The following is a 25,741-nucleotide window of genomic DNA, read 5'->3' as shown; positions in this document are numbered from 1 at the left end:
TTTAATTTTAAGGGGTGTCCTGATAGTGCAATTGGCGGATACGCTTAAAGTCTCCGTTGGCTACGCCCTGTTGAATTATTTTTTCCACTTCGTCTTTACGTTCAAATAAGCGACTTTTAGTCGTAATTGTCGCGAAATATGGGTGTGATTCAGTTGGCTGATAGTTTGCTATAACAATTTTGTCAGACAACCCCATTTTTTCTAATGTTGGTAATGTGCTTTCTTTGTAGTGAATAAACGTATCTATACGACCTTTTTGCAATAACTCAATTTTTTGTTTGAGGGAAGAAACTGCCACAAGAGCCAAATCAGTCTGGCTGTTAAACTGATGGTAGTATTTGGCGTGAATGGTCACTCCAATGGTTTTATCCTGCAGATCTTCAAAGCTGTTAATACTGCTCTGCTGAGTTTTTAATACAAAAAAAGTATGTTGTAGCTCTTCATAATGTGGCTGCAGGTAGATAACGTCATCCTGAAGACTATTCTCGCGTTGCATGCCTACCATGAGATCGATTTGTCCCTGTCTTAGGGCAGAAATGCGACGTGCGAAAGGCATAGGGTAAATATCCAGTTTCATACTTAGTTTGTCGGCCATATATTGCAGGTATTTTACATGCAGGCCGTGGGTAAATTCGGGAGAAACAGATGAACGAAGCACGTTTTCCGCCAGAGCAATGGGGGACATAAAAAACACAATCAACAAAAAAACTCGCATGTAGATTTACTCTGGTTCCTGCATAAACAAATTGAACAGTGGATGAGGTGCGAATGATACCGTATAAAAATTGTTATACCAGATGGAATTATCATCCATATGACACAAGTTTTCAGATTTCGCTGTGTTGAATAACCTTCCGCTTTGTATGCTAATGCTGTCGACGCAAAACAAACACTCACGCAAGTGAGTTTGAAGTATCTTTCAATATAAAACTGGCTATAGTTAGCTTTATGTTAATAAAACGTTATTTGATGAGTACGTTTTTCAATCAAGTGGTTAAAGGTCGTCTTTATGTACAAATCAATTATCTGGTTAGTGTTGGGCTGGTTTGGGTATTTACCCTGCGGTTCGGCGCAAGTAACACCGGATGTGATTCGGTATCCTTTTAACCATCAGAGTTCTTTTTATCAGCATCAGGATCGTTATTATTCTGCTTTGTTGCAGCTGGCACTGGAAAATGCTGATTCAAAGCTAAGTTTACAACCTGTCTCTATTCCAACCATGCCGCAGGGGCGTAGCGTAACATTACTCAAGTCCGGGGTGTATGATGTGCACTGGATGGTAAGCAATATTCAGCGCGAATCTGCGTTGCTACCGATACGTATTCCTTTGTATAAAGGATTGATTGGCTGGCGAATGTTACTGATTAATCAATCCAAACAGCGGGCATTTACAGCGGACATGCCGCTAAAAAAACTTCAGACACTGATTGCAGGTCAAGGTGTTGACTGGCCCGATACCGATATTCTAAAACACAATGGGTTCCGTGTGGAAACCAGTGCAACCACGCAAAGTTTGCAAAATATGCTCAGTCTTAATCGCGTTGACTATTTCCCGCGCTCGGTTATCGAGATATGGCAGGAACGTGATGAACTGGCGACTTCAAATGTCGATATTCAGGCGGATTTAGTGTTGCAGTACCCAATGGCTGTCTATTTTTTTGTGAATAAGGATAACCGAGACTTGCATGACATTTTGTATCAGGGCTTAAAGATAGCAGTTGAAAACGGGGAGTTTGAACAGCTTTTTCAACAATTCTTTGCTGACGTATTACAACAAGCCGACTTGCCAAATAAGCGGATTATTAAACTTGAAAACCCACAACTATCCGCTGCTACACCTTTGCATAACAAAAGTCTTTGGTATCATCCAAATTAAAAGTAATAATTCAGTAGCAGTCCGGCCCAAATCATTAATCCGGCATAGTGATTGTTTAAAAATGCGTGAAAACAGGCCATACGGTCGCGGTTTTTGGTTATTTGATACTGGTAAACAAAGAAACCCGCTGCAATAGCTAAACCGGCATAATAATAAAGATCAAAGCCCAGTCCCAATCCAACTCTTGCAAGTAACAATAATGTTGTTATTTGCAGTAAGGCAATGATTAATAAATCATACCGGCCGAATAAGATGGCCGTCGATTTAATGCCGACTTTAAGGTCGTCATCCCTGTCGGTCATCGCATATTGTGTGTCATAGGCAACAGTCCAGCATAAATTGGCTGCAAACAGCCACCATGCAACCTCAGAAATACTATTGTTTGTTGCCATAAACGCCATTGGAATGCCCCAACCAAAAGCGGCGCCTAATATCACCTGTGGCAGATGAGTGAAACGTTTGAAAAAAGGATAAGAGGACGCGAGCACTACAGCGATAACTGAAAGTTTTATGGTGTTTGTATTTAACTGAAGCACCAGAATAAAAGCCATAATTAGTAACGCAAAGAAAATTATTAGTGCTTGTTTGGAGCTTAGTTCTCCGGTTGCCAGTGGCCGCATCGCTGTGCGTTTTACTGCTCCATCAACTTTACGATCCGCGAAATCATTGATAACGCAGCCCGCTGAACGCATCACTATTACACCCAGAGTAAAAATGACCAGCATTTTGATCGAGGGATTGCCGTTGGCTGCAATCCACACCGCCCAGTATGTTGGCCACAATAATAGAAAAATGCCGATGGGTTTATTTAATCGCGTTAAACGCATAAAAGCTGAAAAAAAATTAGCCACGAGTATATTCCATCTGATTTTTATAGGCCGGAGCGCTGGGTAAAAATATTTCTGCAACCAGAATACCATAGTGCTCAAAGCTAAAGAGTGAACGCCGTCCCCAAAGCTCAAGTGATTCATTTATTCCAAGCAAATAATGTAGACGACTACCGCCATTCAGCCTGCACAATTCAAAAGGGCTGCGGGTAAAGCAGTTATCATTAAAAATCACTTTACCTAAAGGTTGGTTACCCAGTTCAGTGAGCGAACGACAATTATCATCATTGATATTCGGCGTCATTAAGGAATGAGCGAACACCCAGTTTTGCTGTTCACCCTGTAACAGCACTTCGCGCACTACTGCTTTTTTGTGTTTACTTTGTAACGCAGTTTGCTCATCTTGTTTAATGTCGAGTGTTTGTTGACCCAGCAGCTCCACTCTAAAATGCCGTGTATGTGCTTGCAGTCGTTCAGTTAATGAACCGGTGTCCAGCAACCAGTTTTTTAATAATGGATCTGGAATTTTCAGACTTTCTGCCGACAACCATTGTGGAGAGCAATCGAGCGGAAAAGAGACGAGCTTGGTCAAATCGAATACAACCAGTACGAAGTAAAAACAAGATGATAACAAGTCAGATTAAAGCAAAAAAGTAATCTGTTAATCATTATGCTTATTGATGGTAACATTTGATTGTCAAGACAGGATCTCCTAAGGAATTTGGGACATGAATAAACTGGGTGTATTAATCATATTGCTAGCCGCGTTGTGGCTGCCGGGACAAGCCAAAGCAGAATATGCTTATTACGGACTTGAACCGGATATTGTCACTAATTTCATTGGTGGCAGCAGCCGCAATTTGGGTTACATCCGTGTTTCAGTTGAACTCATGCTTGAAGATGTCAGCTATATGGAAATTGTGACTCATCACGCGCCTTTGCTGCGCGATATCACCATTGATATTTTTGGTCGCCAGCCTGCTGATAAAGTGAAATCACTGACCGGACGTGAGGAAATTCGCCAGATTGTGTTAAATACATTGCGTGAGCGATTAAAAAAAGAAACAGGTAGAGAAATGATTAAAGACGTTATCTTTACTAAATACCTTTATCAGGGCTAGATAGCGCTAATATTCAGTTTTGTCTTTGTTACCTATTAAGCTGATTACCCAGGCAAAAGCACATCCGCAAATTAGCCCAAGTGTGTGTGCTGTATTGGCCATTTGCACCCACAATACGTCCAGATAACCGAATATCAGCCATACCAACATAAAGCCAATAATCGATTTCGGTAATTGCATTCCCCATTGTGGTTTAAGCCAACCGATCCACCAAACAAATCCAAGCACCGCATACACCACGCCAGATAAGCCACCAAAATGCACACCCGATGCTAAATACTGGCCGTAGTTAGATACAATACCGCTAAATAAATACAAAATCACTAAGGTCAGGCTGCCAAACTTCCATTCAATTTGTTTGCCCAGTGATGCCCACCACAGCAAATTAAATGCGATATGCAAAATAGAAAAATGTAATAAAGTTGGGCTTATTAACCGCCACCATTGTCCGGTCAGTTGTAACGTTTCAAGCGGCTGGAACGTTAATAAATTCTTGACCTGAACAAATAACCCGGCCTGTGCAGTGAGATAGAAAAACAGACAAAGTATCAGTATCAGACTGGAAAAGGGCGCCATACGGCAATATTGTGTTAGCTGACTAAAGGAAAATATCGCAGGCAGTTGCATATCTATCTGATTACCGGATTGCCAGGCTGATTGCTGAAATCGTTTATCCTGCGGATTGTCCAGAAAAGCCTGTGTGTGTTGTTTGGCAGTCTCCAGCTGAGCCGGGTTTGTTAACACTATCGTGTGAGGATAGTCGCCACTGACAAGCTGATACTCTACCTGCAGCCCCTGAGACTGCAGGTAATGACATAATAATCGGGCCGGGGATTCGTCTGCGAAACTAACCAGCATGGTCACCCGATACAAAAGGGTAATTTAAACGCCAGGCTTCAAATCCGCCATCCATGCTGTATACCTCTTCAAAACCCTGATGAATCAGATATTGAGCGGCCTGCTGGCTACTGTTTCCGTGATAGCAGCAAACTATTACCGGGGTTTCAAAATCAGTGTCCTGCATAAACTGATTAAGCGAGCCATTGGTCAAATGCCACGCTCCTTCAATATGAGCCGCTTCGAATGAACGTTCATCACGAATGTCTACTAACTTAGCTTGCCCGTCGGCAAGCTTTTGCTGTGTGTCTTGTACAGAAATATGGGCAAAATGCTCCATTACCACTCCAAAATAACTTTACCTGATTGTCCCGATGCCATGGTTTCAAAACCATTGATGTAATCATCAACCGGCATTTTATGAGTGATCATCGGGGTAAGATCTAATCCGGACTGAATCAGACTGGCCATTTTGTACCAGGTTTCAAACATTTCGCGGCCATAAATACCTTTGATCACTAATCCTTTGAAAATAACCTGGTTCCAGTCAACTGCCATATCACCCGGGGGAATACCTAACAGGGCAATCTTGCCACCGTTGTTCATTTTGGCCAACATATCATTGAATGCTGCCGGTACGCCTGACATCTCCAGACCGATATCGAAGCCTTCGGTCATGCCTAATTCATTCATGGTGTCTTTAAGATTTTCTTTACTGACGTCTACGGCACGTGTTGCGCCCATTTTACGCGCGAGTTCCAGACGATAAGGATTTATATCTGTAATGACGACGTGACGCGCTCCAACGTGTCGGGCAACCGCAGCTGCCATGATGCCAATAGGACCTGCACCTGTTATTAATACGTCCTCGCCGACCAAATCAAACGATAATGCGGTGTGCACAGCGTTACCAAAGGGGTCAAAAATAGCAGCAAGATCATCACTGATGTTATGTGGAATTTTAAACGCATTAAATGCAGGAATAACCAGATATTCAGCAAAAGCACCCGGACGATTTACACCTACACCTACGGTATTGCGGCATAAATGACGACGACCTGCGCGACAGTTACGGCAATGACCACAAGTAATATGACCTTCGCCGGATACACGATCACCAACACTAAATCCGCGTACTTCCTGCCCCATATCAACCACTTCGCCTACATATTCGTGGCCAACAACCATCGGCACCGGAATGGTGTTTTGTGACCATTCATCCCAGTGATAAATATGCATATCGGTGCCGCAAATTGCGGTTTTACGAATTTTAATCAGCAGGTCGTTGTGACCCATTTCTGGCATGTCTACATCCGTCAGCCAGATGCCTTTTTCGGCTTTTAATTTGCTGAGGGCTCTCATGCGATTACTCCCAGCTCTTTACCTACTTCAATAAAAGCTTCAATGGCACGATCTAACTGTTGTTTAGTATGAGAAGCTGACATTTGAGTACGAATACGTGCTTTGTTTTGTGGAACAACCGGGAACGAGAATCCAACCACATATATGTCACGTTCCAGCATTTTTTCTGCCATTTGTGCTGCCAGTTTGGCGTCACCCAGCATAACGGGAATTATGGCGTGATCAGCGCCAGCCAACTCAAAACCTGCCTCTGTCATACGTTGGCGGAAATATTGGCTGTTTTGAATGAGTTGCTCACGCAGTGCTGAACTTTTTGCCAGTAAATCAATAACGGCAATTGAAGCACTAACAATCGCCGGTGCTAATGAGTTAGAAAATAAATAAGGGCGTGAGCGTTGACGTAACCAGTCAATAACTTCTTTCTTTGCAGAAGTGTAACCACCTGAAGCCCCGCCCATGGCTTTGCCTAATGTACCGGTTATAATATCGACGCGACCCATCACATCACAATATTCGTGGCTGCCTCGGCCATTTTCACCGATAAAACCCACCGCATGGGAGTCATCAACCATCACCAGTGCGTCATATTTATCCGCTAGATCACAAATCGCTTTTAAGTTAGCAATGACACCATCCATGGAAAAAACACCGTCGGTGGCAATAAGGATATGGCGCGCGTTGTCGCTACGGGCTTGTTGAAGTTGCTGCTCCAATTCCTGCATGTTGTTGTTTGCATAACGGTAGCGTTTGGCCTTACATAATCGCACACCATCGATGATGCTGGCATGATTAAGTGCATCAGACACAATGGCGTCTTCCGGACCTAGTAATGTTTCAAATAAACCGGCATTGGCGTCAAAACAGGAAGAGTAGAGGATGGTGTCTTCCATGCCCAAAAAATCACTAAGCTTATTTTCCAGTGTTTTGTGAATATCCTGCGTACCACAAATAAAACGTACTGATGCCATACCAAAGCCGTGAGAGTCTAAGCCAGCTTTTGCAGCTTCAATAAGCGTCGGATGATTCGCTAATCCAAGATAGTTATTTGCGCAGAAATTTAAAACATGCTGGCCAGTACTAATGCCAATATCAGCTTGTTGAGATGAGGTGATAATACGCTCATTTTTATAAAGCCCTTGCTGTCGGGTTTCATCCAGCTGTTGCTGAATTTGGGTAAAAAAATCGGATTTCATTGCTTAACTCTCAAGGCGTTGTGAATGCGGGGTATTTTAAAGGAAACAAAGACTAAAGGTAATGATAGGTTAATTATTATGCGTCAGATTTTTTGTACAGGAGCTAATTGATACTTTCTTCCCGGATAAGTCTGGCTTCTTCCCATAAGCCATTTTGCAGTTTGTGGTCTATTTGCTGGTACAAGTCCTGCTCCAGAAGGGGTTTGGAAATCAGGTAGCCCTGTGCTATTTCACAGTTCATGTCAGCCAGCATTCGCATTTGTGCCGTGGTTTCCACGCCTTCGGCGACAACTTTCATACCTAATTGCTGGACCATGGCGATGGTAGAGGAAACGATCTGCATATCGGCGCGGTTTGTGGTCATACCCGCAATAAAGCTGCGATCAATCTTAATGATGTCCACCGGCATTTGTTTTAAATAGGCCAGAGATGAATAGCCAGTTCCGAAATCATCAATGGAAAAACTAAAGCCCATACTTCTCAGGGTTTTCATAATATCCAGCGTATGATCTATATCCGCCACCAGAGTGCGCTCAGTGATTTCGAGTTCAATTTGAGAACCGTCCTTACCTGAATCACGTATCTGTTCCCGCAGGAAGGGGACCAAGCCAGGATCAAGCAACTGAATTGCCGATAAATTAACCGCTATGCGTTGGTTAGGGTAGCCTAATTTTTCAAGTTGATTGAGTATTGAAAATGCGCGTTTTAAACCCCAATAGCCAAGTTGTACCATGTTTTCTGAGTTTTCCAGTACCGGGATAAATTTATCCGGTGGAATAAATCCTTTGACGGGATGTATCCAGCGTACCAGCGCTTCAAAACCCACAAGTTTTCCTGTGCTAATTTCAATCTGTGGCTGCAGTGCAAAAAACAGTTCATCGTTGTTAAAGGCTTCACGCATTTCATTTTCAATCTCAACACGACCCACCACATTCTGATACATTTGTGGTTCAAACAGACAAAAACGGTCTCCTCCCTGATCTTTGGCGGCATACATTGCCATATCGGCCTGGCGGATAATCGTATCCACCTGCTCCTGGGCATTGTTGGTGATCACGACGCCGATACTGGCCGTAATGTAAAAACGTTGCCCACTGACTACCAGCGGCTCCCTGAAGCAGGACAATAATTTATTGGAAACAAATTCCAGTGCTTTTTGTACATTGGCATGTTGCAAAACCACCACAAACTCATCACCGCCAAACCGCCCGACAAAATCCGTTTCACGCACACACTGCTTAATTTTATTTGCGGCTTCAATCAGAAAGGTGTCACCAATATTGTGCCCGTGACTATCATTTACGTGGCGGAAGTTGTCAAAATCAAGAAACATTACAGCCAGTTGCATATCGTTGCGTTTTAGTTCGGCCAGTGATTGTTTGAGAAACTGATTGAGCATATTGCGGTTAGGCAGCCCGCATAATTTATCGAACATGGCGATATTTTCCAGTTCGCGGGTATTGAGTGCTATTTGGTTGTCCAGTGATTCCAGTTCCTGCGCCAGTTGATTGGCTGAATTTTGCAACTGGTCAATTTCATCAATAAACAAACTGCTTTGAATATACTGATGTTGACGAAAATCGTTGTATTGGCGCGCAGCCAGCAGTGGCAGACTATTGCTAACGGATTGCAATCGCCGACGCAGTCTTTGAGTCAGAATAAAAAAAGTAATCAGTGATAAAACCACAGTCGCAATGGCGATTTGTTGCACCAATTGCTGAAATTGTCGGTGTTGTGCGTTGGTTTGCGTCATATTGTGCACCAGCATGGCGTAAAATACCTGATCTGATGCAGTATTCAGTGGAATGAGATTAATCAGTAATGAATGTTGTTTAAAGTTAAGTGCAATCCCCTGTTGTTCAGCCACCGAATCGGAGCTGTTGTCAGGCAGCATGCTGAGCACTTTTTCGATGTAGTTACGCTGAGTACTTGATATTGGCGGTTGGATCTCAAGCCTGATTCGATGGGATGGGTCTGAGGTTTGTTTAACCAAGGCAAGCTCTGCATTGGTGGCCTGATGTAATGACGCCAGTGCTTCCTGTAACATAGTTGTTACTACTATTACGGCGATTTTATTTTCCTCAACCAGTATCGGCATGGCGTAATAATGTTCACAATATTTGCCACAAGCCACTTCATCAGTGGCCATTTGTCGATGAAACGTTTTGGTAACCAAATCATTCAATAACGGTGGTGATGTATCTGAAGAGCTATAGGCCATATCCTGTGGCTCACGAAATAGCCATATATTATTGATTTGCCAGTGTAATTGAATAAAGTCGATTTGCCTGGTCAGCATGATTGATGTTTGTTCTACAGTGGGTAACTGATTTTGCGCGAGAGGGATATAGGATTCAAACCAGGTTTCGATGCGGTTACGTAACAGATTTTGAATAATTTCAAACTGACGCAAGTCCTGCTGCCAGCGTTGCTGTTGCAATGCTTTAAAATCCTGATTGTTTTTACTGATCCAGCTATTAGCAATTACCAGACTGGCGATCAGGAAAAAAATACTGAGAAGACCCAGAATTTTCCACGATAAACTCAGATTAAACTTTTTCATTAGAACCAATACATAATCTGGGCAGCCCACATATCCCAGTATTTACCGGTATCATTAGCAAAGTCAGGAATAATAACGGGAGCTAACCTGCCTCTGCCTTTTATTTTGTGGTACTCCATGGTGAGTTTCCAGTCTGTGGCAAATTGCCAGTGCAGGCCCGCTACTGCATCATCCATAAAACCATAATATGATGGAATGAGCCCTCCGCTTAGTTGTTCGCGCTGACTTCCGCTACGATTATCCTTGTCCAGATCGACCATATCCAGCCTGACAAATGATTGCACAGCATCATTGTGGTGGTAATTGAATTGCACATAACCACCTTGTGAAAAGGTATCACTATGGAAAGTAGGATAAAGCAACTGGTCATACACTACTCTTTCCTGCATTAGTTCCGACATTATTGACCAGTTAAGACTATCGTAGCGCAAATGCAACATCACTCTTTGTACACTGGCTTTACCGTCCATAAAGGCATCGTTTGCACCCTGTTGGTAACTAAAACGCGAATCAATGACATTTATACCGGCTAAAAATGTGGTGTCTAATGGTCTGAAATAAAGACTCGCTTTATGGTCATACTCATTGCTGATTTGGCCGGTTGCAAATTCACCAAAAAGATACTGAGTTTGCTGGTGGGGCATATCAGTGCTGCCGTAGCTCCAGTTAAAGTCGAACTCACCTGCCTGAGAGTTATAACTTCCTTTTAGTGCGATACCGTCGGTTCCCAATGCGATATCTCTAAACGCATCAAAATAAATCGATTGCGGCAGGATAATGGATGGACGAGTGTGAGGGACATCACGTGTCGCAGAAAATAACCAGTGATAGTTTTTATAGCGGCCTATATGTACATTCAACTGCCAATCTAACTCAGTAATAGCCGACCAGTCGAAAAACAAGTAATCAAGACGAGCACCATCGGGGTAGCGGTTTCCGCCATTGAGATACACCGCCTGACCGGAAAGTCGCAACTCCGGACTTAATTGATATGAGGCGTTGATTCCCACTTCAGTCAATTCCGTCGATATATCGCCATCTTTGTTGATAAAACTGCTGTCTTTAGCCTGAATCAAGCCTTGAGCAATAAACCCGTGCCAGTTGATTTCTTCAGCCTGAGTCATGTTAATAACCATGAACAGACTTAACGCTAATCTTAATTTGCTCATTTGTCCTCCCTGACATGAATGAGATGTGCGTCATTGATCGTATCGGTGACTGGCATATAGCCAATTGCCCCTGGGTGGGTACTGATAAAACGTTGCATTTGCACAGAAGAGTCAACTTCGACTGGACGTTCGCCCTGACCAGAGTAAATTAGGCGATTCCAGATCCGTTCCAGCTGATAGGGAAATAATTGCAGTACATTTTTGGCAAATTGTTGGTGTAAGGGATCCTGACTTTTGAACACTACGACTTTTATTGGTTCGCCATTTGGCCATTGTGTCTGGCGCATGGTAAAAATGCGTCTTAATTGAGCAGGGGTCAGATCGGTTACCGGTACTGTCTGATTGACGTAAACCTGAATTGAAATTTGCTGCGCCAGACTAACATTAGATGCCAGCATGACAACACAGAGCAAAACTGTAACCCATATCCTTTGCATCTTTTGCCGCAAGATAATACCTCGTCCAAGACGTAACTACTTAAGTTAATTACGGTTTTGGTATTTTGCACAGTACCTTCATACTATAATGAGTTATATCAAAAAGGAAACTATGTATTTGAAGTCCATGAAAATTATTTTAAGAATAGTCGTAGCATACGGGCTTCGCAATTCGGTTGACTTATGTTTCTGAAACGATTGATTTATTCCTCATTTTTGCTGGTGTTAAGTCCGTTATTGATACTTCTGCTTTGGCGTCAGAAAAAACGCGCAGGTGTGGGGGCGGACAGCGAAAAATGGCAACGTCTGGGTTTACAATTAAACCCGGTTTTAGCCAATGGTTGGCTCATTCATTGTGCATCTGTCGGTGAAGTGGTTGCTGTGAGTGGTTTGGTCAATCATATTTTGCAACAGCAACCTGCATTACCTCTCACCATAACCACAGCCTCTGCCACCGGGGCCGCGCGCGTCAGACAGTTATTTGGTGAGCGGGTCGTGCATCAATATTTACCTTTTGATTTTGCTGTATGTATACGCAGACTATTACTGTATGTAGGGCCGTCGAAAGTGATTATTGTCGAAGCTGAATTATGGCCAAATATGTTGTTTAGTTGTCAGGAATTGAGTATTCCTGTTTATGTAGTTAATGGCAGAATGACTCATAAAACCCTGGAAAAAATGCAGCGTTTTAGCTGGTTATATCAACCACTTTGCCAAATTTTTACCTCTGTAAGTGCCCAGTCAGAACAAGACGCAATTAATTATCAAAAATGGGGTGTTGCAGCTGAAAAAGTCAGTTGGCGAGGTAATCTTAAATTAGATATCCAGTTAACGTCTGAACTTGAACAAAAACAACAGCAACTAGCGTCTGAATTTAATTTGCATGGAAGGACGATATTACTGGCGGGCAGCACCCATAACCCCGAAGAACAGCTAATACTGGATTGCTTTCAAAAATTAAAACAGCACATACCAGATTTACTGTTGATTTTGGTGCCAAGGCATCCACAGCGTTTTAAAGCGGTTGAAGAGTTATGCCAATCGAGGTTTGAGCACGTAAGGTGTTACTCTCAAGGGCAAGCCACGCAGCCAAATACGGATATATTTATTGCCGATGGAATGGGGCTGCTCAGCGCTTTATACGGTTGTGCTGATGTTGTGTTTGTTGGTGGTTCGTTGGCGCCAAAGGGAGGTCACAACCCCCTGGAGGCCGCAATATGGGCCAAGCCGGTGGTAATGGGCTCTAGCCAGTATAACAACGCTGACATCTGTCATTTACTCACTGAACACCAGGCATTGAGTACCGTAAAGAGTCCGGAAAACTTATACGAGAGTTGTTTAACACTATTGTTGAACCCTGAAGAAAGTAAAAAAAGGGGTGAACGGGCAGCGCTTGTCGTTCAACAAAATCAAGGTGCGGTGCAAAACAACTATGAGATGTTAACTGCACCACATAGTTGGGATTAGCTATTTTGTACCTGACGGAAAAAGTCGACCAAACGTCTGGCTTCCACTTCCACCGTATAATGCTCAAGAACACGCTGACGTCCATCTTTACCCATTTGAGCTAATTTTTGTGGATCTGAAAGTAACAGGTCCATTTTTTCGGTGATGGCAGTAATGTCATTAACCGGCACCACATAACCGTCGGTTCCCTGACGTATAATTTCTTCCCAGGCGCCAGCTTCGGTGGCAAGTACAGCCGCTTCACTGCTCATGGCTTCTAATACGGTAAGGCCAAAACCCTCGTTATCACTTAATGCAGCCACCATAGATAAAGAACTGAATATGGGAGGAATACGCTCGAAGGGTAATTCGCCGGTAAAAATAATGCGTTCGCTTAATCCCGCCGCTGCAATTTTTTGCTTTAACTCGTCAACAAACTCTTTATTGCCCGATGAAATTGCTCCAACAACCACAGCGTTAAAATCAGGATGCCTGGGCAATACCTCGATCGCGGCATTCACAAAATGGTGCACGCCTTTTTGTTTACGGACGCGCCCTAAAATACCAATGCCGTATTTGCCGCCGTACCCCAATTGTTGCCAGCTGGTTTGTTTATCCCCGGCCGGTGCATAATTTTTAGTTTCTATACCATGCAAACTGATTAGTTTTGGTGGCACTGACAGGTAATTAGCTGAGCGTTGGCTTATGGCAATAACCGCATCCATTTGACGGGTTAACCACAGGGTGAATCCGGAGCGAAAACGTTGCGCGGCGGAACTAAAGACTATTTTAATTTTTGCACCAAACAAATATTTAAGTGTCACCGCCTGAATCATTTCATCTACGCGACGAGCATGAAAAACACGGTACTTGCCATTGCTGAGTGGTTTACGACACAGTTTTACGGTTTGCCAAAAACTAATCGCGATAGAAGGATCGGGCAAGTGGTGTTTGCCCATAACTCGTAAGTTGATCAACTTTTGTTGATGGGGCAGCACTTGCAGCATGGTTGAAGTTATGCCGGAAAAGCTGGGCTTGGAGTTACCCAAAATGAGTTCAATTTCGTTATCGTGGCTTTGATTTGTATTTGGCATCGGGCTTCACTGGTGTCAGTTAAACAGTTTTGGTGGTTCTGATATATAAATCGCTGATAATTTTGCTGTTTTGATTACAATAGGCGCAAGTTCAGACGCAGCCGGATTGTAGCATGCCGACCATCAAGCAAAAAACTTTCGCACAACAAAGCATTATTTATGATCAAGAATTGATGCCGGATGTCAGTGCCAATTTATTTGATGGACAATGGCTGGAACAGCAACAAAAGATCACAGGCAAGTCAGTAGGTCGTGGTACCACGTATTTTTTTCAGCATCAGGATGTGCATTGTGTTTTACGCCACTATTTACGTGGTGGCCTGATAGGTAAGTTAATAAAAGATAACTATGTTTTTACGGGGGTGGAAAATACCCGTGCCTGGCGGGAATTTAATTTACTGGTGCAAATGCATCAGTGGAATTTGCCTGTGCCCAAACCCGTTGCCGCAAGAATAATTCACAAAGGTTTATATTATCGTGCCGATATCATTACTCGGTATGTGGCGAAAAGTTGTGATCTTTATCATATTCTTAAAACCGAAGCGCTATCTGAAAAACAATGGTTTGAGGTGGGAAAAGCGATTGCTAAATTACATCAACATCAGGTTTATCATCATGATTTGAATATTCATAACCTGATGAAAGATGATCAGGATGTTATTTGGATAATTGACTTCGATAAATGCGCAATTAAAGCCGGTCAGCAATGGAAACAACAAAATTTGCAACGTTTATTGCGTTCTTTACACAAAGAAAAACAACGACTGGCACAATTTCACTGGCAGGAGTCTGATTGGCAGCATCTGATTGCTGGTTATCAATCTGCTGACTTGAACTAATAAGGATAATAAGGAAAATCCAATGAAACGAGTGATCACTTTTGGTACTTTTGATGTGTTTCATATTGGCCATATCCGAATTTTACAGCGTGCCAGGCAGATGGGCGATTTGCTGACGGTAGGCGTTTCATCCGATGAACTTAATTTGTCTAAAAAAGGCCGTGCACCGGTTTATCCTTTATCCAGCCGTCTTGAAATTATTCGTTCATTGCGTTTTGTGGATAATGTGTTTGTAGAAGAGTCGCTGGAAAAAAAGCGTGAATATATTTTACAGCAGAAAGCCGACATTCTGGTGATGGGGAATGATTGGCAGGGCAGGTTCGACTTCCTCAGTGATTGTTGTGAGGTTGTTTATTTGCCACGTACGCCTTCTATTTCAACCACTGAAATTATCGAAGTCATTAAGGAAATTCCGCCTGTTGCTTAGCTCTGTAACACTCGCTAAAAGTGATAACGCATTTCAGTATAAATAAGACTGTCGCGCTTATTTTCGGCATCTTGTAGCCTACTTTGTGAGTATTTCGCCCCAAGTTTGATTAACCAGTCCAGATATGGAAACTGATAGTAGCCGCTTAACTCTGTTAGTTTTTCATGATTTGCCAATAGCAATGGTGATGGTTTTGTCTGGTCTTTATTCAAATCAGCGATGTTGAGTGTGACTGCGTAGGCGGCGCCATCGGCAAAGTGTTTATTGATGCCCAAAGAAGTGACTGTTGCATCTGAATCGAATGTACTACCGATAGCCCGCTGATAGTGACGGTAACCTGACTGATATAAAGAATGTTCGTAATAGCAATTCTTTTCCGTCGAACCTGTGTTGCCACAAGCTACATTCGTATCGCTATGTTCCAGATAAATTTTATGTCCCCACAAATAGGTAGAGATACCTGCTAATGTTGCTTTATCGGTTACCCGATAATAATCCACTGCGTCTTCACCAATTTGTTGTGCATAAATGCTTAGTGGTTGCCCTGCCACCGAGAAGCTATAACGAATGTCGTAGCCTGCCAGTTGGTTGCCTTTTTTGGTATCCAGACTGTCGTCGCATTGCTGTGCATTATTGGCGCACTCTGGACGGAATGTAATGATATCGATAAAGTCTTTGAACCCATTACCCTGACCTTCACCACCCCACATTGCTGCCCAGGATAAACCTATTTCCAAACCTTTCACTGGTTGAAAATTAAAACGGGTACGCCAAAGCTTCACGCCGTCTATTTCGCGTTTGTCGCCGGTTTCACCTAATTGCGCTGTGAAATACCAGGGACCCAGCCAGCTTAACCAGGCGCTCTCAGATGCGACTGCCGTGGAGCGGGATAAGGAGACTGACGGCACAGGGCGCGCATTGTCACTTAAAATCAGGCTGCTACCATTGGCTGGTCCCCACCATTGATTAATTGCCCCCGCGCGTAAGTTCCAGTCACCTAACTGATAGGCAATATAGCTCTGATCGAAGTTATTACTGTCAGAGCCAATATTGGCTGAAATTTTGGCAGCCCATCTGCCACTGGTGAATTCAGTATTGAATTGCAGCTGATTTTTATCAGATTGAGGTTCAGCAAAGTTATGGAATCGATTTGCCTGATTAGCCAGTTGAATTTTAGCCATACGCTGGAAAGATTGATTCTGCTGCGCGGATAAATAAAAACGCAGACGCTGTGCTGCCAGTTGCGCTTCAGGCGTGAGAATTTCGGTTTGTAAGCTATCCAGTTGCCCGTCTATGCCTTTCCAGGGCACGGGATAGGAGGTTGCCGCCACATTCAAATAACCTTGTTCAACCAGCAATAATAAGTCCTGATGTAATAATGGATCTGTGGTACCTATCCATGGGGAAGCCAAAGTTACGCGGCTTACAAACGCAGTGGAAATGATAACAAGTGATAGTTTGCTTACAGCTTTTACATCCATGTGAGGAATAACTTAACCGGGAAATTCGAATGATGGGCTAATCATACCATTGCAAGTTGATAAATCCCTGTTAAAAAATGTGACTTCGGCGTCAATCCTTGGCAAAATTTCAATTGAAATTCATCAAGTTGATTCAAATTATGCACACAAAAGCGGTTTATCCCGGTACATTCGATCCTATCACCAATGGTCATGTTGATTTAATCGAGCGCGCGGCCAATATGTTTTCCCATGTTACGGTAGGCGTTGCGTACAATCCGAGTAAAAAGCCGTTATTCAGTTTGGAAGAACGTGTAAAACTGGCACAGCAAGTGACTTCACACCTCTCTAACGTCGATGTGATTGGGTTTACCGGTTTACTGGTTAATTTTGCCAAACAGCAAGGCGCGACTGTGCTTATTCGTGGTCTGCGGGCAGTGTCTGACTTTGAATATGAGTTTCAGCTGGCAAATATGAATCGCCGTTTGAGCCCGGGACTGGAGAGTGTGTTCTTAACTCCGGCGGAAGAAAATTCCTTTATTTCCTCCACGCTGGTCAAAGAGGTTGCTTTACATCATGGTGATGTCAGTGAATTTTGTGATGCTGTGGTAAAAACGGCCTTACTGGAAAAATTTAACCAGTCGTCATCTGATTAAGACTGACAGGTCGGGCAGTAAAAGCTATTACGCTGCCCAATCACTACAGATTCTATTGTTGAATCACAGCTAAAGCATTGTTGCCCTTTACGGCCATAGACCATTAGTTTTTGAGCGAAATAGCCGGGTTTGCCATCGGCCTGCGCAAAATCTTTCAAGGTGGTACCACCTTGTTCAATGGCGCTCGCAAGCACGGTTTTTATATGTTGGGTTAGTTGTTGGTATTGATTATTACTGATGTCACAAGCGTGCCTGAGAGGGGTAATGCCACTTTTGAATAGTGCTTCGTTAGCGTAGATATTACCTACACCCACCACCACTTTGTTATCCATTATAAAGTTTTTCACTGCCATCTTTCGTTGCTTTGCCATTTTAATTAAACGTTCAGCATTGAAATCATCGGTCAGCGGTTCAGGACCTAAGCTGGAAAATACCTGATGTTGCTCGTTTACAGGTTGCCATAACCAGGCGCCAAAACGGCGAGGATCGTTGTAACGCAGTGCCAAACCGTCTGTCGTGACTAAGTCGACATGATCGTGTTTCTGCACAGGCGTATTTTTATCTATCACCCTTAATTTTCCCGACATGCCAAGATGCACAATAATGCTGCCGGCAGTGGTCTCCATTAGCAAATATTTCGCCCGCCGGTGAATGGCATCGATAGGTAAACCCTGGGTCAGCTGAATCTCGTCTGGTACGCGCCAACGTAACTGGGGTTGACGTACAATAATTTTCTCAATGGTTTTGCCTAATAAATATGGGCTAATGCCCATGCGTGATACTTCGACTTCGGGTAACTCAGGCACTACATTAACTCCAGTGGGATATAGTCGCTTATGCCATGCTGACTGGCGATATACAGGTTGTTGTTCATTTCAATCAATACATCATTACCCTGAGGCAATAGTTTAAAAACACGTCCCTGAGCTTCGCCTGCTAACCATAAAGTAACAATCCATGGATTATTGAGTTTACCTGCTATTGGTGCGGCGTTTGTTGATAACCAATGCTGGGTAATTTGCGAAAGTTGTGATTCACTCGTACCGGTTGCAGGTGTAATTCGCCAGCCGCGTCCTATGCGTTCAATTTGATGAGTCCCGTAGTCAATTCTGAGTATTTCACTGCCCTCGGGTAGCAATGGTTGAGGGCCTGTTGAGTTGGCAGAATTAAATAACTTGCCCATATTACTGAACAGGATAATCAGTAACAGCGAAACAATGATTAATACATTGTTCCAGCCTCGTTTGGATAATCGAATCATGAATACACCCGGGAATGAAAATTCAGCTTAGTGTAAACGCAAAAAACCCGGCATTAAACCGGGTTTTTCGGGAGACAAAAAGCAAGTCAATTACTTGATTTTCGCTTCCTTGAACAAAACGTGCTGGCGTACTTTAGGATCAAACTTTTTGATCTCCATTTTGCCAGGCATATTACGTTTGTTTTTGTCAGTGGTATAGAAATAACCAGTACCAGCAGTCGACACTAATTTAATTTTATCGCGCATGATCGGATCCTATTAGATTTTTTCGCCGCGGGCACGCATTTCAGCTAATACTGAATCAATGCCTTTTTTATCGATAATACGCATACCTTTAGGGGTAAGACGCAGTTTTACAAAGCGGTTTTCGCTTTCCACCCAAAAACGGTGGTTTTGCAGGTTAGGTAAAAAACGACGACGAGTCGAGTTTTTCGCGTGAGAGCGGTTGTTACCTACCGCAGGACGCTTACCTGTTACTTGACATACTCTGGACATGGTTGTCTCCAATTACTTTAAATACTGCTCGGTTCACTTAATTGGTGAGCCGATAAAAATTCACGCTAGTGCAAGAGGGCGCATTTTATACAGGAATCACCTTTTGAGATCAAGTTTTTTAACTGTTGTCTGTCTTTATTTTGATCTTAGCTGCGCAAGGCGTGAGCGATTATAACGTCGATTTTTGAACCAGAAAGAAATCTGCGCCTGAATTTTTTTCCAACGACGGTTAGGTGTGGTTGTGCGTTTATTTATCTGTTCAATTTCACTTTGGGTGTTATCACGTGGTTTGGCCACATAAGGTAATAATCCATAGGCATTCAAATGTCTTTCCCAACAGTGCTGAATGTCCACATCCACAGGACGGGATATTAAGTCGGAGTGAGTGAGTAGTTTACATGCCCCTTCTTTACTGACAATTTGCGCTAATGTATGTGAAGGCAATTTATTGTATATAACCAATTGCATGTCATCCTGCTGAATTTGGTAAATTGGATGGCGAGTTCGGGTATGTCCGGCTAGTTTGATGTAGTCCCAATTTACCTGGATAGAGCTTGTCGTAGAGATGGCCTGACTTAAGTCACCAATTAATTCAAAGTCATCTTCAAGGATAACTGCAAAATCCAGATTATTGTCTACAATATGCTGCCATGCTTTACGATGGCTGAGATAGCAGGCAATTTCACCTTTGTTTAAATCTTTATGATAACGGGTTTGATTTAGTTGCAAATCATAATGCGCACTTAGTTCAGCTTCACTTAATTTATTACCATCGACTGCATCTATACGTGTATAGGCTAAGTTCTGTGCGTTTAAGGCTTTTTCACTTTCAGTGAGCCGGGAAGTAGAACGCGCTAAATTGATTAGTAATATATCCGACCTTGGGTTCACTTTAGACCTTTTCTATACCGAAAGGAGTTCTGGTAACTTTGTTGACTTTGGTTTCTGCTCGAATAGCTTTGTTCTGAGCGATCATTTCTGGCTTAACATAACCACGTGCATGATCGAGATGCACACAAATTGCGGAATAACGAATTTGGATTGGTTTAATGCCACTATTAACCAGTCTTTCACCAAATTCTCTGTCTTCTCCCCCATATTGCATACGTTCATCAAAGCCATTAGCTGCCACAATCAACTCACGCCAACAGGATGCATTATGCCCATTCCAACTTGGTGTGGTGGGCGTGAATTTATTCAACAGTGCTTTGCGCCATCCTTTGGCATTTAGTTTCATAAGCTTATGTGTCTTTTTTAATCCATTTGCAATTAGCCAATCGGCATCAAAAATGACACCCTTTTGGATATCTTCTTTGGTAATTTTATGACTGATATCCATCGGTAGCTTAAAATAACCACCGGATAAAAAATGCCCGGGTTTGGCATTATCAACGTGAGCTTGAATGAAGTCGCTACGTGGAATGCAATCACCATCCGTGAAAATAAGATATTCACCTTCAGTGGTGACAATGGCTTTATTTAGTATCTGGCATTTTTGAAAGCCATTGTCTTCCTGCCAAACGTGTTTTATTTTTCGTCCGGATTGCTGCTCAAACTGAGCTATGCGTTCGCGTGTTTCTTCAAGTGAACCATCATCAGCGATGATAATTTCAAAGTTTTGATAAGTTTGAAAATGGAAGCCCCAGAGCACCTTTTCCATCCAGTCAGGCGAGTTATAGGTTGAAAAAATAACGGATACTTTCATTTATAATTTTTATTGGACGCGAATGGTTAATAGGATAACAAAAATGGGCCCCAAAGTCATTGAGATAAGGCTATAGCCAAATTACAGTAATCCTCGTTCAGCAAAGGATACCGCCTGATTATCACCCACCACAAAATGATCCAGGACACGGATATCAACCAGATTCATTGCATCGATAACTCGGCGGGTAATGCGTTTATCGGCCTCGCTGGGCTCGGCAATGCCAGAAGGATGGTTGTGCGCCAAAATTACCGCCGCTGCGTTGGTTTCCAGAGCCAGTTTTACCAGCACTCTGGGGTAAACCGCTGCCGCATCTATGGTGCCAAAAAATACCGGTTGAAAACGAATAACCCGGTGTTGGTTATCCAGCAATATCATGGCGAAAACTTCGTTGGGTTCGTCTCTTAATTCGCCAATTAAATAGTTGCGCGTGTCGGAGGCGCTTTGCAGTGGTTTGCGTTCGGGCAGCGATTCGGCCAGGAAGCGGCGGGTCATTTCAATACAAGCCTGCAATTGAACATATTTAGCTTGCCCCAGGCCTTTCACACTGCAAAATTGTTGTTGAGAGGCATTTAACATCTGGCGCAAACTGCCAAACTGATTTAAGAGTTGTCTGGCTAAATCGACTGCACTTAATCCCGTAATGCCGGTTCGTAAGAATATAGCCACCAGTTCGGCATCGGATAAGCGCTCCGCTCCTTGTTGCAGTAACTTTTCTCGTGGGCGTTCTGCCGCTGGCCAGTCGGTAATTTTCACAAAAACATCCTGTTCTGATGAGTAAATTGTTTTTAGAATGAAGCAAATAACTACATCAAGCGTAGAATAAAAATCATAAACAAACCTGTTGTGATCTGGCAGGATAGGCAGATTACTCTCGTTCAAAGCGCGATTTGTAGACCAACTTAAAGAGAATAACCAAGTAATCAATGACGACCTTAACCAATAAAAATGTACTGTTGGGTATCAGTGGTGGTATTGCCGCTTATAAATGTCCTGATTTAGTGCGTAAATTAAAAGCGGCTGGTGCCAATGTGCGTGTAGTGGCAACCAAATCTGCATTGGAATTTGTCAGTCCCTTATCCTTGCAAGCGGTATCCGGTTTTGAAGTGGCATGTGACTTACTTGATCCCGCCGCAGAAGCCGCAATGGGACATATCGAATTGGCGCGCTGGGCTGATATGTTGTTAATCGCGCCAGCTACAGCAAATACCCTTGCTAAAATCACCCATGGTCTGGCGGATGATTTGTTATCAACTATTTGTTTAGCTACCGATGCCCCGGTGTTTATTGCACCTGCCATGAATCAACAAATGTGGAAAGCCGCCATAACTCAGCAAAACATTGCTGAATTAGCAAAACGGGGGTATCAGATTTTAGGCCCGGCAGAAGGCGAGCAGGCATGTGGAGATGTTGGCGCGGGCAGAATGTTAGAGCCTGTCGAGTTAGTTGAAGCGTTGGCTGAGCAAAACCAGCCGCAAATTTTGGCGGGTAAATCGATTTTGATTACCGCGGGACCCACTCAGGAAGCAATTGATCCGGTACGTTATTTATCAAATCACAGCTCGGGGAAAATGGGATACGCGTTAGCCATTGCCGCACAAAAACTGGGCGCCACAGTCACGTTAGTCTCTGGACCTACTCGTTTAAATCCGCCTGCAGGTTGTGAATTTATCGGGGTGAAATCAGCGCAGCAAATGTATGATGCTGTAATGCAACAGGTTGATAAACATAATGTTTTTATTGGTTGTGCGGCCGTGGCGGATTATCGTGTGGATGAGGTCATGTCACAAAAAATTAAGAAAGACAATGATAAGTTGTCACTTACTTTTGTAAAAAACCCTGATATTCTAGCTAGCGTTGCAGCGTTACCTAAACCTCCTTTTACGGTAGGATTTGCTGCTGAAACCCATGATCTGAGTCACTATGCTCAAGACAAACTTAAACGTAAAAAGTTGAATATGATTGCCGCTAACGATGTATCAGATACATCGATTGGTTTTAACAGTGATCATAACGCTCTGAGTATATTCTGGCCCGGTGGGCAACAACGTCTGGCAAAAAATAATAAAGATATGCTGGCGTATCAGTTATTAACACTAATGAATCAACACTACGATAATGCATAAAATTGATTTAAAAATCCTTGATCCCAGAATTGGTGATACCTTTCCGTTACCCGAATACGCAACACCTGGCTCAGCAGGCTTAGATTTACGTGCTTGTTTAGACCAGGCGCTAACGTTGCAACCGGGTGAAACCCATTTAATTCCCACCGGCATCTCTATTTATATTGGTGATGCAAACTTGTGTGCGACTATTTTACCGCGCTCAGGTTTGGGGCATAAACACGGCATAGTCTTAGGCAATTTGGTGGGATTAATCGACTCTGATTATCAGGGGCCGTTGATGGTTTCGATGTGGAACCGTGGCAATACTGAGTTTACGGTAGAGCCGGGTGACCGTATTGCGCAATTAGTATTTATGCCTGTAGTGCAAGCCAGTTTTAATCTGGTAAACGACTTTACACAAAGTGAACGTGGACAGGGTGGCTTTGGCTCCTCTGGTCGTCAATAACAATAGGGAATACACATGGCTGTTAAAAAACGCTCAAATCGCCGGGCTCAAATTTTACAATCATTGGCCAGCATGCTGGAAACTAACCCAGGTCAGCGTATTACTACGGCCAAACTGGCGGCTGAAGTAGGTGTGTCTGAAGCGGCGTTGTATCGTCATTTCCCCAGTAAAGCACGTATGTTTGAAGGCTTGATCGAGTTTATTGAAGAAACGCTTTTTTCGCGTATCAATAAAATTCTCGATGAAGAAAAAGAAGCCACAGTACGTTGTCAGATGATCCTGCAATTGCTTTTGGGTTTTGCGGAAAAAAATCCGGGCATTACCCGCATTCTTAATGGTGACGCACTAATGGGTGAACAAGAGCGTTTACGCGACCGTATCGCACAGTTGTTTGAACGTTTAGAAACCCAGTTGCGTCAGGTTTTGCGTGAGCGTAAATTGCGTGAAGGCAAATCGCTGGCGACTGATGAAGCGCATGTGGCCAATATTCTGGTGTGTTATGCCGATGGTCGCATTAATAAATTTGTGCGCAGTGAATTCACTAAACGCCCGACCGAAGGTTTCGCCGAGCAGTGGAAATTTATCCGTAATCAATTTTTTGCTTAAGTTATCTTTTGCATAAAAAACGCGGCTATTGCCGCGTTTTTTGTATCTGTAAAACCAATCAATTATTTCTTAGTAAAAGTATCACCAAAGAAGTCACCCTGGTTCCATGCCGGACGTTTAGTCTGGTTCGCTATGGTAGTACCAATTTCTAAGTTTACTTCAGCAAACTTTTTGGCAGCGTTCCAGTTAAAGTCCTGACTCATATCATCTGAAGGTTTGTGATAGTTGGTATGCAGGAACTCATTAAACATTTTGCCACCATCAACGTTGGGATCGGTGGATGTCCAACCGGGAATAACAAATACCGATGGTACACCTTGTTTTACAAACGCATAGTGATCTGAACGGGTGAAAATAGCCTGTTCTGGCATAGGATCCGGGCTTAAGGTTAAACCTGCATTTTTCGCTGCCTGGCTCACTGTGTCATTCAGGTCGCTATGATTAGCGCCAAAAGCAATGATATCGCTGAATTCGTAAGTTAGAACTGGCATATCCAGATTCACATCCGCCACAATATTTTTAATTGGCACCGTTGGGTTATGCGCATAATAATCGGCACCTAACAGGCCTTTTTCTTCACCGGTTACCGCTAAAAACAGTACTGAACGTTTTGGTGCCGGACCCTGACTCATGAGGCGAGCGGTTTCGATTAACATGGCGGTACCGGTTGCGTTATCCATTGCACCATTATTAATTTTGTCTTTTTTAACGGTTTTGGCGATGCCAATGTGGTCAGAGTGGGCGCTGTATACCACAAACTCTTTGCGCAATTCAGGATCACTACCCGTTAAAACGGCTGCCACATTCGGGCTGCTAATCGCTTTATGTGTGCTGGTTTTGCTCATGTTAATGCTGGCATCCAGTGCAAAACCTTTTGGCGATTTGTCGTCTTCAAGTTCTGCATAAATGTCATCCAGCGACTTTTGTGCGCCAGCAAATAACTTAGCGGCGGCTTCTTTGCTGAAATAGGCAGAATCTTTAATTTGTGGGAATGCACCGTGCGGATTGCCTTCTTTATCCAGCCAGCTCACACGAGGGGTGTGGATATAATTCAGTAGGTTTTGGTAAGGACGTACCTTTTCACCCAGTGGGGTAGAAATGGTGATCATACCAATCGCGCCATGTTCGGCAGCGTAACGTGCTTTTTCATAACGCGATGCGAAGTGCGCGCCTTCTTCGCTGGGGAAGGATTTTGGCTTACCGGTTAACATCACCACAATTTTGCCATCCACGTCTAAATCAGCATAATCGTCATGATTTAGTTCCGGGGCAATAATGCCGTAGCCGACAAACACTAATTTGCCTTCAACCGCCGAATTCTCACTGACGGTGCTGGCACCGGTAATATATTCTTTAGGGTATTCCAGTTGTTGCGTGCCTTCAGCGGTGGTCAGACTCAATTTAGGAGAATCTTGTTCCAAAAATGCCTGACGGAACGGAATGCGTTGCAAATAACTACCATCATCACCTGCAGGTTTTAGGTTTAGTTGGGTAAATTGCGAGGCTATATAACGTGCCGCAATTTCGTGACCGCGACTGCCGGTATCACGGCCTTCTAATAAATCATCCGCTAAAAACTCAATGTGGGCTTTAATTTTATTTACATCAGCCTGTGGCGCTACCGGTTTTGGTGCGGCAGCAGTTGTTGTGTTTTTAACATCATCCTGACAGCCCATCAGGCCGACCAGTATTAATGAGGTAAGCAATACTCTTTTCATGAACTAACCTATGTAAGTGATTTTTATAATATGCCCGAAAGCAGGTGGCTAACCTTAAGCTAATTGACACATCGA

29 protein-coding genes are annotated in these 25,741 nt (G+C 43.3%); 9 read left to right on the top strand and 20 right to left on the bottom strand.

The genetic code is table 11. The features are described 5' to 3' along the window. Positions 1-7 precede the first annotated feature (7 nt). Complete coding sequence (locus H8B19_RS08495) at positions 8-685, bottom strand: substrate-binding periplasmic protein (RefSeq protein ID WP_241737541.1); 678 nt, start codon at positions 683-685, stop codon at positions 8-10. A 324-nt stretch (positions 686-1,009) separates the two neighbouring features. Between H8B19_RS08495 and H8B19_RS08490 the strand changes: the two genes are divergently transcribed. After that, positions 1,010-1,876 carry a type 2 periplasmic-binding domain-containing protein gene (locus tag H8B19_RS08490; RefSeq protein ID WP_186506368.1) on the top strand — a complete coding sequence of 289 codons (867 nt, stop codon included), beginning with the start codon at positions 1,010-1,012 and terminating at the stop codon, positions 1,874-1,876. Here H8B19_RS08490 and ubiA read toward each other — a convergent pair. Beyond that, positions 1,873-2,745 (bottom strand): 4-hydroxybenzoate octaprenyltransferase, encoded by an 873-nt coding sequence (gene ubiA, locus H8B19_RS08485; protein WP_422121152.1) that lies wholly within the window; start codon positions 2,743-2,745, stop codon positions 1,873-1,875. The two genes, H8B19_RS08490 and ubiA, sit on opposite strands and share 4 nt — an antisense overlap. Further along, positions 2,720-3,295, bottom strand: a complete 576-nt coding sequence (locus H8B19_RS08480; protein ID WP_186506366.1) for a chorismate--pyruvate lyase family protein — start codon at positions 3,293-3,295, stop codon at positions 2,720-2,722. The genes ubiA and H8B19_RS08480 overlap by 26 nt, the downstream gene beginning before the upstream one ends. Before the next feature lie 136 nt (positions 3,296-3,431). Between H8B19_RS08480 and H8B19_RS08475 the strand changes: the two genes are divergently transcribed. Further along, complete coding sequence (locus H8B19_RS08475; RefSeq protein ID WP_186506365.1) at positions 3,432-3,824, top strand: flagellar basal body-associated protein FliL; 393 nt, start codon at positions 3,432-3,434, stop codon at positions 3,822-3,824. Between the two features lie 6 nt (positions 3,825-3,830). Here the strand turns inward: H8B19_RS08475 and glpG are convergent, their stop codons facing one another. The 7 genes from glpG to H8B19_RS08440 all read right to left on the bottom strand — a co-directional run bounded on the left by glpG (position 3,831) and on the right by H8B19_RS08440 (position 11,346). Then, on the bottom strand, positions 3,831-4,682 hold the full coding sequence (gene glpG / locus H8B19_RS08470; RefSeq protein WP_186506364.1) for a rhomboid family intramembrane serine protease GlpG: 852 nt from the start codon (positions 4,680-4,682) through the stop codon (positions 3,831-3,833). Next, positions 4,672-5,001 carry a thiosulfate sulfurtransferase GlpE gene (glpE, locus tag H8B19_RS08465; protein WP_186506363.1) on the bottom strand — a complete coding sequence of 110 codons (330 nt, stop codon included), beginning with the start codon at positions 4,999-5,001 and terminating at the stop codon, positions 4,672-4,674. The genes glpG and glpE overlap by 11 nt, the downstream gene beginning before the upstream one ends. Next, positions 5,001-6,023 carry an L-threonine 3-dehydrogenase gene (gene tdh, locus H8B19_RS08460; RefSeq protein WP_186506362.1) on the bottom strand — a complete coding sequence of 341 codons (1,023 nt, stop codon included), beginning with the start codon at positions 6,021-6,023 and terminating at the stop codon, positions 5,001-5,003. Before tdh ends, glpE begins: the two co-directional genes overlap by 1 nt. Then, on the bottom strand, positions 6,020-7,216 hold the full coding sequence (locus H8B19_RS08455; RefSeq protein WP_186506361.1) for a glycine C-acetyltransferase: 1,197 nt from the start codon (positions 7,214-7,216) through the stop codon (positions 6,020-6,022). The genes tdh and H8B19_RS08455 overlap by 4 nt, the downstream gene beginning before the upstream one ends. 103 nt (positions 7,217-7,319) lie before the next feature. After that, the gene (locus H8B19_RS08450) at positions 7,320-9,779 is read right to left on the bottom strand and encodes a bifunctional diguanylate cyclase/phosphodiesterase (protein WP_186506360.1); all 2,460 of its coding nucleotides are present in this window, start codon (positions 9,777-9,779) and stop codon (positions 7,320-7,322) included. Beyond that, positions 9,779-10,948, bottom strand: coding sequence for a TonB-dependent receptor (locus H8B19_RS08445; RefSeq protein WP_186506359.1), 1,170 nt, complete (start codon positions 10,946-10,948; stop codon positions 9,779-9,781). The genes H8B19_RS08450 and H8B19_RS08445 overlap by 1 nt, the downstream gene beginning before the upstream one ends. Next, positions 10,945-11,346 (bottom strand): substrate-binding domain-containing protein, encoded by a 402-nt coding sequence (locus H8B19_RS08440; RefSeq protein WP_241737540.1) that lies wholly within the window; start codon positions 11,344-11,346, stop codon positions 10,945-10,947. The genes H8B19_RS08445 and H8B19_RS08440 overlap by 4 nt, the downstream gene beginning before the upstream one ends. Positions 11,347-11,568: 222 nt before the next feature. Between H8B19_RS08440 and H8B19_RS08435 the strand changes: the two genes are divergently transcribed. Further along, the gene (locus tag H8B19_RS08435) at positions 11,569-12,852 is read left to right on the top strand and encodes a 3-deoxy-D-manno-octulosonic acid transferase (protein WP_186506357.1); all 1,284 of its coding nucleotides are present in this window, start codon (positions 11,569-11,571) and stop codon (positions 12,850-12,852) included. On the opposite strand, the gene H8B19_RS08430 is transcribed toward H8B19_RS08435, so the two are convergent. Continuing rightward, entirely contained in the window at positions 12,849-13,925 is a 1,077-nt protein-coding gene (locus tag H8B19_RS08430; RefSeq protein WP_241737539.1) for a glycosyltransferase family 4 protein, read from the bottom strand. The two genes, H8B19_RS08435 and H8B19_RS08430, sit on opposite strands and share 4 nt — an antisense overlap. A 113-nt stretch (positions 13,926-14,038) precedes the next feature. Here H8B19_RS08430 and H8B19_RS08425 point away from each other — a divergent pair, with 113 nt between their 5' ends. Both H8B19_RS08425 and H8B19_RS08420 read left to right on the top strand, forming a co-directional pair. Next, positions 14,039-14,764, top strand: a complete 726-nt coding sequence (locus H8B19_RS08425) for a 3-deoxy-D-manno-octulosonic acid kinase (protein ID WP_186506356.1) — start codon at positions 14,039-14,041, stop codon at positions 14,762-14,764. Positions 14,765-14,786: 22 nt separating this feature from the next. Next, complete coding sequence (locus H8B19_RS08420) at positions 14,787-15,191, top strand: FAD synthase family protein (protein WP_186506355.1); 405 nt, start codon at positions 14,787-14,789, stop codon at positions 15,189-15,191. Positions 15,192-15,205: 14 nt separating this feature from the next. On the opposite strand, the gene H8B19_RS08415 is transcribed toward H8B19_RS08420, so the two are convergent. After that, positions 15,206-16,672, bottom strand: coding sequence for a capsule assembly Wzi family protein (locus H8B19_RS08415; RefSeq protein WP_186506354.1), 1,467 nt, complete (start codon positions 16,670-16,672; stop codon positions 15,206-15,208). A gap of 140 nt (positions 16,673-16,812) precedes the next feature. On the opposite strand from H8B19_RS08415, the gene coaD reads away from it, so the two are divergent. Continuing rightward, positions 16,813-17,307 (top strand): pantetheine-phosphate adenylyltransferase, encoded by a 495-nt coding sequence (coaD, locus tag H8B19_RS08410; protein WP_186506353.1) that lies wholly within the window; start codon positions 16,813-16,815, stop codon positions 17,305-17,307. Here the strand turns inward: coaD and mutM are convergent. The 7 genes from mutM to radC form a co-directional block, all read right to left on the bottom strand. Beyond that, positions 17,304-18,113, bottom strand: coding sequence for a bifunctional DNA-formamidopyrimidine glycosylase/DNA-(apurinic or apyrimidinic site) lyase (gene mutM / locus H8B19_RS08405; protein WP_186506352.1), 810 nt, complete (start codon positions 18,111-18,113; stop codon positions 17,304-17,306). The two genes, coaD and mutM, sit on opposite strands and share 4 nt — an antisense overlap. Then, complete coding sequence (locus tag H8B19_RS08400) at positions 18,113-18,568, bottom strand: hypothetical protein (protein ID WP_186506351.1); 456 nt, start codon at positions 18,566-18,568, stop codon at positions 18,113-18,115. The genes mutM and H8B19_RS08400 overlap by 1 nt, the downstream gene beginning before the upstream one ends. Positions 18,569-18,658: 90 nt before the next feature. Continuing rightward, a complete protein-coding gene (rpmG, locus tag H8B19_RS08395; RefSeq protein WP_131259547.1) occupies positions 18,659-18,814 on the bottom strand; it encodes a 50S ribosomal protein L33 in 156 nt (51 codons plus the stop codon). 12 nt (positions 18,815-18,826) lie between these two features. Further along, the gene (gene rpmB, locus H8B19_RS08390) at positions 18,827-19,063 is read right to left on the bottom strand and encodes a 50S ribosomal protein L28 (RefSeq protein WP_186506350.1); all 237 of its coding nucleotides are present in this window, start codon (positions 19,061-19,063) and stop codon (positions 18,827-18,829) included. Positions 19,064-19,198: 135 nt separating this feature from the next. Beyond that, complete coding sequence (locus H8B19_RS08385; RefSeq protein WP_186506349.1) at positions 19,199-19,954, bottom strand: glycosyltransferase family 25 protein; 756 nt, start codon at positions 19,952-19,954, stop codon at positions 19,199-19,201. 1 nt (position 19,955) lies between these two features. Next, on the bottom strand, positions 19,956-20,768 hold the full coding sequence (locus H8B19_RS08380) for a glycosyltransferase family 2 protein (RefSeq protein WP_186506348.1): 813 nt from the start codon (positions 20,766-20,768) through the stop codon (positions 19,956-19,958). A gap of 81 nt (positions 20,769-20,849) precedes the next feature. Beyond that, a complete protein-coding gene (gene radC, locus H8B19_RS08375; RefSeq protein ID WP_186506347.1) occupies positions 20,850-21,524 on the bottom strand; it encodes a RadC family protein in 675 nt (224 codons plus the stop codon). 170 nt (positions 21,525-21,694) lie between these two features. On the opposite strand from radC, the gene coaBC reads away from it, so the two are divergent. The 3 genes from coaBC to slmA are packed head-to-tail and all read left to right on the top strand — an operon-like array spanning position 21,695 to position 23,948. After that, a complete protein-coding gene (coaBC, locus tag H8B19_RS08370; RefSeq protein WP_186506346.1) occupies positions 21,695-22,894 on the top strand; it encodes a bifunctional phosphopantothenoylcysteine decarboxylase/phosphopantothenate--cysteine ligase CoaBC in 1,200 nt (399 codons plus the stop codon). Next, a complete protein-coding gene (gene dut / locus H8B19_RS08365) occupies positions 22,887-23,342 on the top strand; it encodes a dUTP diphosphatase (protein WP_186506345.1) in 456 nt (151 codons plus the stop codon). Before coaBC ends, dut begins: the two co-directional genes overlap by 8 nt. A gap of 15 nt (positions 23,343-23,357) precedes the next feature. Then, on the top strand, positions 23,358-23,948 hold the full coding sequence (gene slmA, locus H8B19_RS08360) for a nucleoid occlusion factor SlmA (protein WP_186506344.1): 591 nt from the start codon (positions 23,358-23,360) through the stop codon (positions 23,946-23,948). A gap of 62 nt (positions 23,949-24,010) precedes the next feature. Here slmA and H8B19_RS08355 read toward each other — a convergent pair whose 3' ends face one another. Continuing rightward, the gene (locus H8B19_RS08355; RefSeq protein WP_186506343.1) at positions 24,011-25,666 is read right to left on the bottom strand and encodes a M28 family peptidase; all 1,656 of its coding nucleotides are present in this window, start codon (positions 25,664-25,666) and stop codon (positions 24,011-24,013) included. Positions 25,667-25,741: the final 75 nt, after the last annotated feature.

This window comes from Neptunicella marina, from assembly GCF_014270035.1.
In the GTDB taxonomy this organism is placed as follows: domain Bacteria; phylum Pseudomonadota; class Gammaproteobacteria; order Enterobacterales; family Alteromonadaceae; genus Neptunicella; species Neptunicella marina.
This window is presented reverse-complemented; position numbering and strand designations above follow the sequence as displayed.